Consider the following 12,353-nt stretch of genomic DNA (forward strand, 5'->3'; position numbering starts at 1 on the left):
CTACTTTGTAAATGCGGCACTCATATAACCGACTACCTGTGACTTGTCTCCGCTTGCATCTGCACTGGTTCTGTAATCAAGCAGTGTCGGTTTCAGACCGTTTTGTATTGCTGCTATCAGCATCGCTTCTACGCCTATAATCCCGCAGGCTTCACAGCCCTGATGTAACTCAGCAGGATTGAGATTGGCTACGGCATCAAGGCAAACGGTATCAAGAGTTTTTGCTTTTTCAATGTCATAATAATGGCTCAGATCCGTACTAATAACAACAACAGTATCTTCATCCTCTAACAAATATTCAATAACTTTTGCCAAATTGGACGGATTTTCATTTCCATAGACAAGTTCCACAACAGAAGCTTCCGGCAGATAGTTTTTTACAAAGGGCATCTGTACTTCTGTTGAGTGTTCTGCATGAGCGTCCGACTGAAAATGTAAGCCGAATTTCTCTATCAATTCATCTGCAAGTTTTTTATCTATAGGCAGGTTTCCAAGCGGTGTTTCATAACTGTCATATTCCGCAACACTTGTACCGTTTAAATAAACACGGTGACTCGGCCCAATCACCACCACACGTTTTGCATGAGAATTTTTTAGTAATCTAAAGGCGATATTTGCCGTAAATGCAGAATAAACATAGCCTGCATGCGGCACAATAACAGCTCTTGGCTTTAATTCAAGGACTGACTCGTCTTTTATGGACTCATCTATTATTTTATTGTAATGAGCGAACATTTTTTGTATCTCTTTTTTGCTTGCGGGATAGAACTGTCCCGCAACCGCGTCTTTTCTTGTACTCATTTCCATACTCCTTCTATAGCTCGTCCGCATTTTGGACAATGTCCCTCAACAAGAGAATTCTTTGTGACTGCATAGCCTGTTCTGTCTATAAGCAAAGTCCCGCAATCCGGACAGTAGGTATCGCCGTGGACGGGAACATTTCCCATATAAACATACAATAAACCTGCTTTTTTTGCTATATCACTGGCACGCTGCAGGGTTTGCAGTTTTGTATATTCGTGATCCTGCATTTTGTAATCAGGATGAAAGGCACTCAAATGCCAGGGCACATGTACGCCGAGCTCATTGGCTATAAATGATGCCATTGCTTCTAAATCTTCATCACTGTCATTATCGCCTTCTATTAAAAGTGTCGTCACTTCCACCCAGATACCTTCTTTGACCATACCTTTGAGTGTCTCTTTGACCGCTTCAAGTCCGCCTTTTAATACTTTTTTGTAATAGGCATCGTCCCAGCTTTTAAGGTCTACATTGGCAGCATCAAGCCACGAGGCCATATCTTTGACAACTTCCGGGGTTTCAAATCCGTTTGTGACAAAAATATTTTTCAGTCCTTTTTGCCTTGCAATGACGCCGATATCTTTGGCATACGGGTAAAATATAGTCGGTTCATTGTAGGTGTAGGCAATGGAAGAAGCACCGTTCTCCAAAGCCAGATCAACCATCTTTTCGGGAGAAATATAGACGCTTTCATCGACTGTATGCTCTTGTGAAATCTGCCAGTTCTGGCAGAACGGGCATTTGAAATTACAGCCGACTGTCCCAAAAGAGAGGGCTGTAGTCCCCGGTAAGAGATGGTAGAGCGGTTTTTTCTCGACAGGATCAACATTCAGTGCACTCGGATGCCCGTAAACAAGTGTTTTAAGTGCTCCGTTTTCATTTTTATTGACACCGCACACACCCACCTGCCCCTCTTTCATTTGGCAATAGTGTTGGCATAATATACATTTAATTTTTTCTTTTTCCGGTATTGTTTCATAATAATTCATATTAGTCTCCTTGAGTTAATCTTCTTTATACAGGAAGACTCAACTAAGGGATATCTTAGCAAAATTATTATAAAAAGTCAAATATTTTTTTCTTAAGAATATTTGAACTATTTTTGAGTATGCATTTCAACTTCTTTGGGTCAAAGTCGCAGTGGTATAATAGTTGTAAAAGGAAAAAATATGTTAAAAAACAAGAAATCTTCGATAAAAGGTGCCTTTTTCGGTGCACTGGCGGGCGATGCTTTGTGTCTGGGTTCGCATTATGAGTATGACGCACAGAAAATCTACAAAGCATACGGAAATAAATCGATAGAAAAATTTATGAGTCCGGGTGAAATGATGGGCGGACAGACACATGGAATAGGGTGGGGAGAACGTAATTATCACCCCGGAAAAAAAGCAGGCGGAACTACTGACTATGGCGATTACAATATAGTCATTTTAGAACATCTGGCAGCTACGGCTAATCCGCCAAGAGAATTTGATGTCGCTTCATTACTGCCACACTGGATGAATCGTTTGGAAAACGGATGGGGCTCATGGATTTGTACGATGACAAAAGAGACCTATGCGCAGGTGAAACAAGGTGTGCCTGTTGAGCGTTTGGGTGGAGGCTCCAACGCCACAGCCATCCGTCATGTAGCAGCCCATGCCTATTATGACAATGAAGAAACACTTGCCCGTGTTGCACGCCAGGCTATGTTTACACATCGTCATCCCGAAGCACTTGAGGGAGGTGAATTTTTTGCCAGAGTTACATATCGTGTCATTAACGGTTCAACTCCGCGTGATGCCATTGAAACAGTGGCAGTACAGATGGGCGGCTTTATAGAAAACAAGGTGGCGCAGGCCATAGTAAAACACAAAGAAGCAACAGATGAAAACAGCGAACTCTCAAAAGAGAAGTTCTGTGATGATCTGGCACTGACATCTATGGCAAAACTCTGGGATGTGGGAAGAAGTGAGCCTATTAAAGTAGGAAAAGCATCTCCCACACAGGGAACTTTACCGGGTTCGGTCTATTTTATACTTAAATATGCTGAAAACAAGAACGGACTTAACGAGGCTCTGGCTGCGAATGCTATGGTTGGCGGAGACAACGCTTCACGGGCAATTGCCATAGGCATGGTACTTGGTGCATACTTTGGCGTAGATGCAATTAATTCTCAATGGAGGGAAACTCTTGATCAATGGGAATATTGTGAAAAACTTTTAGAGACACTGCCTCTTTTAAAAGAGGTATAAAATTCAGTTATATTATGAATTTTGCTATACTTTCGCTTAAAAATTCCAGAAAAAGGATGAGTAATAGAACCTCAGAGCGAAATTACCAGAAAAAACCTTACAGTTATGATGACTTTGTTTTATGAAAAAGCCATAGAAGATACAATACTGGGACCTTATTTTATCCATGAACTCGGAGATGATATGCAAAGTGAAGAGTGGGTTGAGCATATTGATCTTTTGGCTGATTTTTGGTTGGCCAAGATGCTTGGTCAAAAAACCTATAAAGGAAACTTCATAGGTGCACATATTAAACTTCCCCAAATCAGCAGAGAAAGTTTTGACAGATGGTTGGAACTTTTCTCTTTAAGTGTTGATGAAGTCTATGTGTCTGAGATTGCCGAAGTTTTTAAGAAAAAAGGAACTCTGTTTTCGCAACAGTTTATAAATAATAAACTCAAGATTTAGAATCTATGATGAACATGAAAGTCCGATGTTCTTGTACTCTTCGGGTGTTTCCTGTGTAAAATGCTCAAATTCAGGTAATTCATCATAAGGTTTTCTTGCAATGTGCAAAAGTGTCTGTACCATTGAAAAATCACCTTTTTGGGCAAGGAGTATCGCCTCTTGCAGCATATAGTTTTTTAAAACATATTTTGGGTTGGCTTTGAGCATTGCTATATCATAAAGCTGTAAAAATCACTGTCGAGTAAAAGGTAGGGTGTTTGTAAAATCATATCATTAAGTTTCATAGAATAATATTACATGCAGAGGGCTAAAAAGAGGGCAGTACTCAGGATTTACTTTCTTATTTTTTGTGCCAGCTAAGGAAAAGAATTATATAATATTTCCTTAAAAGAAGAAGGAAATAAATTTTGACAGATGAAAAAACTGCTATATACTTTAAAGTGACACCTGCGCAAAAAGAGACAATAGATTTAAGAGCACAGGAGAATGGTTTTGATGATGTTCGTGCATATTTAAAAGTTGTAGCGCTCAGAGCACAGACTTTCAGTATCTCGGATGCAGGCTTGTCTACAGAAGAGCCTGCAGTTGAACTTGGATTCAGTGTAAATAAACTGCAAAAAGAGATACTTGAGGAAAAAGCGCAAGAAAGCGGGGCAAAAGAGCTTGCACAATATTTAATTTATGTTGCCCTGCACGGAGTAGTGACATCAGTCATCGAAATACGCTCAACCGGAAAGCTTGATTCGATGCTTGAACGTATTATGGCAAGTAAAAGGAGATAAAAAATATGCTGATTAAACCGCATGAGGTACAACAGGTAAGCAATGAAGTGATTAATATGCTTCATGACGAGGAAATTGAGATTATTAACAGTTTTTATGATGCAGTCGTGGCAAAAGATATAGAAAAAATTGATGAGCTTTTTAAAGTTGTTTTGTTTGATGTTGAAGACCATTTTCAGACAGAAGAAGAGATGATGAAACAAAATAATTATACCAATTACCAAGTTCACAAGAATGACCATGATACAATGAGAGAAAAGATTGCAAAGTTTTTTGAAAGATGGCTTGTTTTGAAAAGCCCCCTTGAACTGCAGGATTTTTTAGAAACTGATTTCAAAAAGTGGCTGGTTTTACATGTATCCAAATGGGATTCGGAGATGGCCTTGCATTTGGGACATGCAATGTAGTCTTATTTTTTCAGAGATAGACCTATAATTGTATCGAGCTCATCCTCATAAATAATCTCTTTTTCAAGAAGAAGAGATGCGAGCTTTTCGATAACATTCCAGTGTTCATCAATAAAGTTTTTAATATTTTCTTCACCCTCATTCATCCATCTTTCAAGTGCTTTGTCGATTTTTGTATGGTAGTGCTCTGTATCTTTACTGACACTGCTTCCTTTTTGTGCATCCATAATTCCGTTGATATTAATGTAGCCGACTTCTTTGTCCATTCCATAATGTGCTATTGCCTTATAGGCATCATGTGTAGCCTGTTGTAAATCATTTAACGCACCGGAATTCATTCCGTCACTGCTGCCAAAACGCTTAATCTGTGAAGTCCTGCCTGCCAGGGAGACCAATATTCTGTTTTTAAAATCTTTTACGGTCATATTGTCCTGAATTTCATTATAATCATGAGAAATAAAATGCTCATTGTTGTCCCGAGGCGTCAAACTTATATGTTCTATATGGATATGAGGCATCAGTATCTTGGATGCAACAGCACGGCCTGCTTCATAAATAGCTGTCTCTTCAAATATCTGTTCCGCAGAGAGATAGGTCTGTTTTTCGCCATACTTAATAGCATTGATTTGTTCAACCAAAATTTCCTGTGTTATAGCAGGCAAGCCATGTCTTAAGCAGTAAAATGAGGCTTCTTTGCTTAACAATTCAAGTTGTGAACCGGTGAATCCTGCAGTGTGCATAAGCAGTCTGCTCATATCAAAAGAACCGCTTGAAGGTTTGTTTTGTATGATTTTATTTAAAAAATACTCTCTGGCATCTTTGTCAAGATTGTTTACCTCAATGTGAATTTCAATACGACCGGGTCTGATGATTGCACTGTCAATGTTTTCTTTATAGTTGGTTGCCGCTATAACAAAAATATTTTCACCTTTTGTATCGGAAAAACCATCTATTTCGGAGAGAAGCTTGTTTATTGGAACCTCTTTTCCGTTTTCTCCGCCGCGTTTGCCAATGGTATCTATTTCATCTATAAAGACAATCGCAGGTGCATACTCTTTTGCTTTGCTGAAAACCTGTTTTGTTTTTACAGGGTCAAGTAGTTCAAGCCCGGTTATAGCAATAAAAGGCAACTCGGCTTCTTTGGCAAAAGCTTTTGCCAGCATTGTCTTTCCTGTTCCCGGCGGTCCGTAAAGAAGCATACCTTTTGGCGGTGCAACATCAAAACTCTCTAAAAGCTTAGGTTCTTTAAAAAAGTTAATGACCTCCTGCAGTCTCTGTTTTGCTTTATAATGTCCTGCTATATCGTCAAAAGAGACATCTGGTATGTCAAAAACCAATCCGTCCTCACTGAAGTCTTTGATTTTTGTGACCTGTTTAAATCTAATATTGAAAATCTTATAGCTTATAACGCCCCGCTTGCTGGTAATACTGTCTTCTACATCAAGTGTAATGTTTTTTCTGAAAAGTTCTTTTACCAGTGTTTCATCTTCTATAAGAGGATTGACTGTTTCGTTGAGATAATTGAGGGAACTTTTTGAGAGGGAGACTTTAATTTTAACAAACTCACCGGTTTGTATGCCTGAGTCCATTATGTATGCGGTAATTCTGTCAAAAAAAGTGGTGCTGACTTTGTCTTTTATACGTCTTGCATCCAGCTCCGGAGCAAAGTTCAGTATTTGTATTTTTAAAAAATCATCGAAGTTCTCTTCAACTGAAAATTCAATGTTGTATTTTTCTTTGAATCCGTCTTTATATTGTAAAAATACTTTTTTTGCAATATTCGCATAGGCATCGTAGTTCAGTTTGTTAAAAAGACAGATATTCGCCTGCGAAAACCTGGAAACCAGTTCCGGCAAAATTGCTTCCTGCCAGCCACCGCTTCTGCTGTCCCTTTTTCTTTCACGTCTAATGGCTTCAAGAATCATAGATTCAGCCTGAATATAATCCTGTTTTACAAGGTCTTTAAAACGGTTGTCAAGATAAAGCTCTTTTCCGAGACTGGTCGTAATGATAAAAATTGCCTGTGTAAAATCAACCATATAGTTGGCGTTTTCTTCATTGTATATAATGTCTGGATCTTCACTGCAGGGAGCATCTGTAACCTTGTCCCATCCACAGCCGTCACGTAACTGACCGCCTTCAAATATACCTAGAAGATTACTCTGAATTATGTTGTCACATTTTTCAAAAGCATCAAGCACTATAATCGCTTTGGGATTTCTGTGTACAAAGCCTGTCAGCTGACCGACACCGTAGCCTTTCCATCCGGCAGGATAGCCATAGAGTTCACCACCATTTTGTTGATGGTACTGTGTCATATCAAACTTCATGATTTTATATTTTGGCAGATGTTCACTCATAAGCTCAGCCAAAAAAGTTTTTCCGGTTGCAGGAGAACCCAAAAAGAGGTATGTAGCTTTCGGGGCTTTTTTATTTTCACTGATATCATTTTTCATACTGTTGACAACAGTATTTATAGCCTGTTCCTGTCCAAAAAGTTCTTTTGAAAGTTTTTCTTTTAAAGTTCTTGCAAGCTCTATATTGTTGACTGCTTGAGCAACTGGTTCTTTGTCTGCCTGCGCCAATTTTTTTGCATAGTTGTCTTCAATGATTTTTTCATGTTTTTCTACTGCTGCCTGTGCCAGTTCTGCTAAACTCGGTTTGTTCTTTTCTTCTTTGTCCATAGCTGCTTGGGCTAACTCTTTTAAATTTGGCATATTCTCATCTTTTTTTGATATAATATTTTTTAATTTGTGTATATTACTGAATTGTTGTTGAGCCTAAACATAAGATAAAAGGCAGTGGGTAAAAGAGAAAGGCAAATTAAAGCTATGGGCCAAAAGAGGCTCAAATAGCTTTAAATCACTGGGTCGCAGAGAGGTTTTTACTGTGCACCAAATTGGCGGGAGTCCATTTCAGCCATAAACGTTTCTAGAGAAAACGTAATATAGTTTGCCAGATCCTCAGGAGTTTTTTCAAGGTCATTGAGCGTTAAAGGTACAATCTGTATATGTGAATCAGTACCGTTTACAGCATACGTAAATTGAATATACGGGCCCTTTGCTTCATCATGTCCTTTGACGTTTTCTGTAACCAAAACACCAGGAATAAAATAGTCGACAGTCACATCAGGATTAACCTGAACCTTATCAACAAGTTCCACCACTTTTTTTAATTTTTCTACTTGTTCTTCTACCATAATAACACTCCTCGTAATTTGTATCAGCTCTGTAGCCAATTTTTATATTATAACAGATAGCATGGTAGTAAAATAAAACAAACTGAAAATATAAGAATTAGATTAATTATTTTATTTAAGACTGCAAAAAGATTATCATTATCATTTGGGATAAAATTTAGCTATACTTTTATGATTAAAAATTAGGAGAGTATATGCTTTATGATACCGTAGACAGAGCTAAGGTAGAAGAGATGGTACATCGGTTTTATGCTGATGTACTCAAAGATGATATTTTAAGCCCTTATTTTACAAAAGCGCTGGGAAGTGATTTGAAGAGTGGAAAATGGCATGAACATTTAAATACATTAATTGGGTTTTGGCTACTGATGATGAATGCAGAAATTGGTTACAAGGGTGATCCCTTCCCTCCGCATGCATTTTTGGGGCAGATGTACAGAGAAACATTTGAACGCTGGCTGATGCTTTTTAAAAATGTTGTTGATACTATGTTTACTCCTGAAATTGCTCAAAGGTTTTACAAAAAAGCAGATATTTTAGCCGAACAGTTTATTGACAATTTAGATATAGATGAAGAAGAGGAAGAGTAGATGAGTGAACAAGCAAAAATATTAGAAGAAATGCAGCAACTGGTTATGCAAATTCTTAAAACAGGTACAGCCACTGTAGAAGAGGGCGACAGACTTGACGAACTTGAAGAACAAATGCTCAAACAAAAATGCTACAGGCCGACTGACACTCAAAACAGTGCAAATCAGGGTGAAGAGATTGCAGAACTGTTTTTTAGCAATGATATGACAGGTGCAATAAACAAAATGATAGAGTATGACATTACGCCAGAAGATTTTTTCGGATTTGCTGCCTATCATTATGAGGATGAGCCTCGCGTAGGAATGTTTACAAAATCATTTATTGATAATGTAAACACAACTTATAAATCTAAATCTTAAACAACGAAGTTAAAATAGATAAACTCTATTTTAACTTTGAAGCAATGTCTTTGACAGCATCACTTGCATGATTGAATGCAAGTGCAATACTTCCCTGATCCGTAACAACATCACCAATAGTATAAAGACCTTTTACATTTGTCTCAAAAGTTTTTTCATCATACACCGGAACATCCCATTCCCCTGTTTTAACACCTGAATTTACAAGGATGTCTTTTGGAGTAGTACCGCCAAGTGCATAGACTGCTCTGTCATATTCACCGGTAGTTCCATCTGTAAAGTTTACTTTGATTGCTCTTTCTGTACCGGGTTCAACACTTGCAACATCTACACCGAGTTTATTGATAAGTTTGCCATTGTTAAGGTACTTCATGCACATTTCTGTATTGGTCGGATTCATTCTTTTTATTTCAGCCTGTCTGTAATTGAGTGTTACAACACAGTCTTCCATACCTTCCATTTCAATTAAACCATAGGCATACTCACCGGCGGTATCTCCACCACCGACTATCATTACATGTTCACCGTTTTGAACTTTGGAAAGGTTGAAGTTAAGTACACTTTTGAGTTCTTTGGGAAATTTGTATTTTGGTTTGTTGGGTTTACCCATGCGGCCAACAGAAAGAATAACATTTTTTGCTTTCATATTTTCAAGAGCTTCGGCTATGCCGTCTGTAGCATAAACAATTGAAAAAAGTCCATCTTCCTCTTTTTCAATTCTAATTATTTCATGGTTGTATTCAAATTTGTCCAATACGCCGGCTTCACTTAACTTATCATTCATTTGTTGAATATAATCTTCTTTTGAACACTCTTCAAAAGTAACATTGCCAGTAAATTCAAACTTGATTCCCATCCAGTCTTTATCTACTCTTTTGCCTTTTTTGTAAAACTTATGAATCATATCATTATGATGCGGTGCCTTGTCTATAACCATAACATTTTCGATACCGGCCAGTTTTGCTTCTATAGCAGCTGCCATTCCTCCAGGACCTGCACCTATTATTGCCAGGTCTACTGTCTTTGGATTATTTTGCGCCATTTATTTCCCCTTTTTGTCGTAAAATTCAGGCCGTAGTATAGTAAATTTCAGGAAAATACTCTTGTTAATATCTGTTTATGTTATTTTTTTAATATGTTTTTAAAATTTCTCTGTTTATATACCGGTTTGATCTGCTCTAGAGGGGTGTTCGGAAACAATTTTGCGTACATCCTCATGCTCGTCACTGCTTAACCTTTCAAGTATATCAAGCGGCGCAATCGGATTTTTCGCAACCGCTGCCCGAACATTTTCATCTTCGTCTTTGCTTAGTTTATTTAAGATTTCAGGTGTTGTGCTTGGGTTCACTGCAATAGAAATTTTGACAAATACATCCTCATCATTACTGAGCGTATCCAAAATATCAACAGGGGTGTTTGCATTGCCGGCTACCCAAGACACAACTTCTCTGTCTTTGCTTAGGGCTATGAGCGTTTCGACTTTTGTATTTGGGTGTTCTGCAACAAATTCACGAACAAACGGACTTTCGTCTTTGCTTAGTTTGTCTAATGTTTCAGGTGAAGTATTGATATGTGCAGCAACTCTTGCGCGTACAAACTGGTTTTCATCTTCACTTAATTTATCCAGTGCTTCTGTGGATGTCTCCGGGTTGTTTGCCAGTGCTCTGCGAACACTCTCGTCACTGCTTTGTATCGATTCTAATTCTTCTTGTGTTATCATTTTTGCTGTTACCTTCATAATAATATGGTTTTTGGTTTCGTGAATTGTAGCTATATGTCTCTTAAATGCTTAGTCAAAAGAAAACGGAAACTTTTTTTCTAAGTTATTCATCAAGTCTGTCTCTCTTTGTGATGTGACATTCTTTTTCAAATACTCCCAGAATTCTTTTGCTGCACTGACAACCCGGAGCCATTCTTCATCCTGCAGTATCTCCTGAGGATTTTCATCCGGTTCCATATAAAAGGCTGCAAGTTGATGAAACTTTTTTGCATGATCAGCCTCTTGTTTGGAAACATTTGCATGCAGGACAGCTTTTTCGTAAGCATCGTCGAGTGCTAATATGTCAAAATAGGCACTTATGCATTCATCAAAGGAAGAAGACCATACTTCATCATCGGGCCATTTGGCTGTTTGGGGGTAGACCCATGCCATTTCCTGGAGTTTGAGATTTGAAAATTCAAAGATTGTAGTTATCCAGTAGAGCCGCCATCTTTGTTTCAGTTCGACATCACTGATATCATCCTGCAGATTTGCCATGAGCATAGTACTCTCCTTTGGTATGTTTTATAAGTTGAATCTTACCCTTTCTTGTCTTAAGCCTAAAGAGGTTAAAATTCAGTAAATACACAAGGATGAAAAATGAGCATGACAGGAATGATATTTCAGTTTAACAGTAATGATGGCAAGGGATTGCTTATGTTGTCTGACGGTGAGACAAAAGAGTTTGACACTACCCAATGGGTAGAGAAAAGTAACATACCCTCTGTAGGATTGAAAATCTCATATGATGAAAGTGGTGGTAAAATCAGGGTGAAGCCATACAATGAAGAAAAAAAAGAATCTTCCGCCTATTCAAATGCTGATGAGTGTATTCTTCACTTTAAAGAAGAGGGATTTAAAGTTGTCAAGGACACTGCAGGCGAAATGACGCGAACAATTACACTGAGAAAGTATGAAATGGGTGACTTTGCAGAAGTTATAATCAAGTCTGTGAACGATAAAGTTTCCGTAACCCATATGATAAACGGGAAAAAAACCAACTGATTTTTTTTATTTTTTATTAAGTATCCAATGGTATTATAATCACAAAAAGGAGACAATAATGAGCGAAACAACAACGGAAAAAGTGGACTTTGACAACATGAGTGTCATCCAAAAGATTAATGCTGTAGATAAAATTATAGATGAAAAAATCAGAGAATTCTTACATGCAGATGGCGGGGATCTGGATTTTATAGATCTTAAAGAGACAAACGGTCTGACTGATATTTATATCTCATATGTCGGGGCCTGCGGATCTTGTGCAAGTTCAGGAGGAACACTGACTTCCATTCAGAGAATTTTAAACGGTCAACTCGAAACCGACAATATCAGAGTATATGCAGTTTAGCATACAAAAGGAAAAAAATTGATTGTACAAGAAGAACTTTCGATGGTAGCAATACCGAGCATGAATGACGCACACCTGGAGGAAAGTCTTCTTATAAACAAACTTGAGGCAGCTGCAGGCAGCAATGATATAGAATCAACGCTTGCAACGCTCAAGGAGCTTCTTGCACATACTTCCATACATTTTTCAGAAGAAGAAAGTATGATGCAGGAAACAAAATTTCCATCATATAACTCACATAAAGCAGAACATGACAGACATTTAAGCGAGCTTGCGCATATCATTAAGTATTTTGAAGAAAAAAGAGATACGAATGCGATTATGGCTTACATAAAGGGGAATTTAGAATCTTGGATGCTAGATCATGTTAAAACGATGGATGCGCTGATGGCAGAGTATTTTCAATCAACTAATTCTTAATAC

At 38.0% G+C, this 12,353-nt stretch carries 17 protein-coding genes; 9 read left to right on the forward strand and 8 right to left on the reverse strand.

All coding sequences use genetic code 11. The features are described 5' to 3' along the window. Together amrB and amrS are read right to left on the reverse strand one after the other, a co-directional pair. Positions 1-801 (reverse strand): AmmeMemoRadiSam system protein B, encoded by an 801-nt coding sequence (gene amrB, locus MLC35_RS05995; RefSeq protein WP_434636155.1) that lies wholly within the window; start codon positions 799-801, stop codon positions 1-3. Next, positions 798-1,790: an AmmeMemoRadiSam system radical SAM enzyme gene (amrS, locus tag MLC35_RS06000; RefSeq protein ID WP_434636158.1), complete on the reverse strand. Its 993-nt coding sequence runs from the start codon at positions 1,788-1,790 to the stop codon at positions 798-800. The genes amrB and amrS overlap by 4 nt, the downstream gene beginning before the upstream one ends. A gap of 180 nt (positions 1,791-1,970) precedes the next feature. Here amrS and MLC35_RS06005 point away from each other — a divergent pair, with 180 nt between their 5' ends. Both MLC35_RS06005 and MLC35_RS06010 read left to right on the forward strand, forming a co-directional pair. Beyond that, positions 1,971-3,035, forward strand: a complete 1,065-nt coding sequence (locus MLC35_RS06005) for an ADP-ribosylglycohydrolase family protein (RefSeq protein ID WP_346388750.1) — start codon at positions 1,971-1,973, stop codon at positions 3,033-3,035. Between the two features lie 105 nt (positions 3,036-3,140). After that, positions 3,141-3,482: a group III truncated hemoglobin gene (locus MLC35_RS06010; protein ID WP_151900344.1), complete on the forward strand. Its 342-nt coding sequence runs from the start codon at positions 3,141-3,143 to the stop codon at positions 3,480-3,482. 3 nt (positions 3,483-3,485) lie between these two features. Here the strand turns inward: MLC35_RS06010 and MLC35_RS06015 are convergent, their stop codons facing one another. Continuing rightward, positions 3,486-3,689: a hypothetical protein gene (locus tag MLC35_RS06015; protein ID WP_188110064.1), complete on the reverse strand. Its 204-nt coding sequence runs from the start codon at positions 3,687-3,689 to the stop codon at positions 3,486-3,488. Between the two features lie 200 nt (positions 3,690-3,889). Between MLC35_RS06015 and MLC35_RS06020 the strand changes: the two genes are divergently transcribed. After that, a complete protein-coding gene (locus MLC35_RS06020) occupies positions 3,890-4,264 on the forward strand; it encodes a hypothetical protein (RefSeq protein WP_151900343.1) in 375 nt (124 codons plus the stop codon). 5 nt (positions 4,265-4,269) lie between these two features. Beyond that, on the forward strand, positions 4,270-4,671 hold the full coding sequence (locus MLC35_RS06025) for a bacteriohemerythrin (RefSeq protein WP_151900342.1): 402 nt from the start codon (positions 4,270-4,272) through the stop codon (positions 4,669-4,671). Between the two features lie 2 nt (positions 4,672-4,673). Here the strand turns inward: MLC35_RS06025 and MLC35_RS06030 are convergent, their stop codons facing one another. Both MLC35_RS06030 and MLC35_RS06035 read right to left on the reverse strand, forming a co-directional pair. Beyond that, the gene (locus MLC35_RS06030; RefSeq protein ID WP_434636161.1) at positions 4,674-7,388 is read right to left on the reverse strand and encodes an AAA family ATPase; all 2,715 of its coding nucleotides are present in this window, start codon (positions 7,386-7,388) and stop codon (positions 4,674-4,676) included. A gap of 167 nt (positions 7,389-7,555) precedes the next feature. Then, the gene (locus MLC35_RS06035; protein WP_151900340.1) at positions 7,556-7,870 is read right to left on the reverse strand and encodes a hypothetical protein; all 315 of its coding nucleotides are present in this window, start codon (positions 7,868-7,870) and stop codon (positions 7,556-7,558) included. 194 nt (positions 7,871-8,064) lie between these two features. Between MLC35_RS06035 and MLC35_RS06040 the strand changes: the two genes are divergently transcribed. Together MLC35_RS06040 and MLC35_RS06045 are read left to right on the forward strand one after the other, a co-directional pair. Continuing rightward, positions 8,065-8,460, forward strand: coding sequence for a group III truncated hemoglobin (locus MLC35_RS06040; protein ID WP_151900339.1), 396 nt, complete (start codon positions 8,065-8,067; stop codon positions 8,458-8,460). Next, positions 8,461-8,820: a hypothetical protein gene (locus tag MLC35_RS06045; protein WP_151900338.1), complete on the forward strand. Its 360-nt coding sequence runs from the start codon at positions 8,461-8,463 to the stop codon at positions 8,818-8,820. It begins immediately after the preceding gene. Between the two features lie 25 nt (positions 8,821-8,845). On the opposite strand, the gene MLC35_RS06050 is transcribed toward MLC35_RS06045, so the two are convergent. From MLC35_RS06050 to MLC35_RS06060, 3 genes are all read right to left on the reverse strand, one after another. Beyond that, complete coding sequence (locus MLC35_RS06050) at positions 8,846-9,862, reverse strand: NAD(P)-binding domain-containing protein (RefSeq protein WP_346388753.1); 1,017 nt, start codon at positions 9,860-9,862, stop codon at positions 8,846-8,848. A 114-nt stretch (positions 9,863-9,976) separates the two neighbouring features. Beyond that, positions 9,977-10,540, reverse strand: coding sequence for a hypothetical protein (locus MLC35_RS06055; protein ID WP_346388754.1), 564 nt, complete (start codon positions 10,538-10,540; stop codon positions 9,977-9,979). Between the two features lie 69 nt (positions 10,541-10,609). After that, a complete protein-coding gene (locus tag MLC35_RS06060) occupies positions 10,610-11,083 on the reverse strand; it encodes a hypothetical protein (protein ID WP_434636164.1) in 474 nt (157 codons plus the stop codon). A 96-nt stretch (positions 11,084-11,179) separates the two neighbouring features. On the opposite strand from MLC35_RS06060, the gene MLC35_RS06065 reads away from it, so the two are divergent. From MLC35_RS06065 to MLC35_RS06075, 3 genes are read left to right on the forward strand one after another with little or no spacing between them, the layout of a single operon-like run. Beyond that, positions 11,180-11,584 (forward strand): hypothetical protein, encoded by a 405-nt coding sequence (locus tag MLC35_RS06065; RefSeq protein ID WP_151900334.1) that lies wholly within the window; start codon positions 11,180-11,182, stop codon positions 11,582-11,584. Between the two features lie 58 nt (positions 11,585-11,642). Then, positions 11,643-11,930 carry a NifU family protein gene (locus MLC35_RS06070; RefSeq protein WP_151900333.1) on the forward strand — a complete coding sequence of 96 codons (288 nt, stop codon included), beginning with the start codon at positions 11,643-11,645 and terminating at the stop codon, positions 11,928-11,930. A 42-nt stretch (positions 11,931-11,972) separates the two neighbouring features. After that, a complete protein-coding gene (locus MLC35_RS06075; protein ID WP_434636167.1) occupies positions 11,973-12,350 on the forward strand; it encodes a bacteriohemerythrin in 378 nt (125 codons plus the stop codon). Positions 12,351-12,353: the final 3 nt, after the last annotated feature.

It is taken from the genome of Sulfurimonas sp. NW7 (genome assembly GCF_051132265.1).
Classification (GTDB): domain Bacteria; phylum Campylobacterota; class Campylobacteria; order Campylobacterales; family Sulfurimonadaceae; genus Sulfurimonas; species Sulfurimonas hydrogeniphila.